The sequence below is a fragment of the Streptomyces sp. GbtcB7 genome (assembly GCF_019091445.1).
Taxonomy (GTDB): domain Bacteria; phylum Actinomycetota; class Actinomycetes; order Streptomycetales; family Streptomycetaceae; genus Streptomyces; species Streptomyces mirabilis.
Genome location: NZ_JAGXJM010000587.1, coordinates 1 through 238, shown reverse-complemented (window position 1 = coordinate 238; position 238 = coordinate 1). Strand labels below are relative to the sequence as shown.

Below are 238 nucleotides of genomic sequence, written 5' to 3'. Positions count from 1 at the left end.
GACCCGCACCCCGGAGACCGAAACCTTCTCGCCCCGCAGCCACGGCGAGCCGTAGAGCAGCCAGAGCGCGGCTGCCGACGCCAACACCACCGCGATCAAAAGGATGATGAGCATACGAAGGCGACGCAGCCGCCTGAGGCGGGGCGGGCCGGTCTCCAACTTCTGCCGTTCACCGCGCTCGGCGGTCGTCGGTCCGGCCTCGCTCCCTGCCTTCCCTCATGCGGGCCTAGCGGAGGCG

At 70.6% G+C, this 238-nt stretch carries 1 pseudogene; it reads right to left on the bottom strand.

Annotation, left to right across the window (positions count from 1 at the left end):
* Window positions 1–159, bottom strand: a pseudogene (locus KVT44_RS59815) (cell division protein FtsQ); the annotation flags it as partial.
* Between the last annotated feature and the right edge of the window lie 79 nt (window positions 160–238).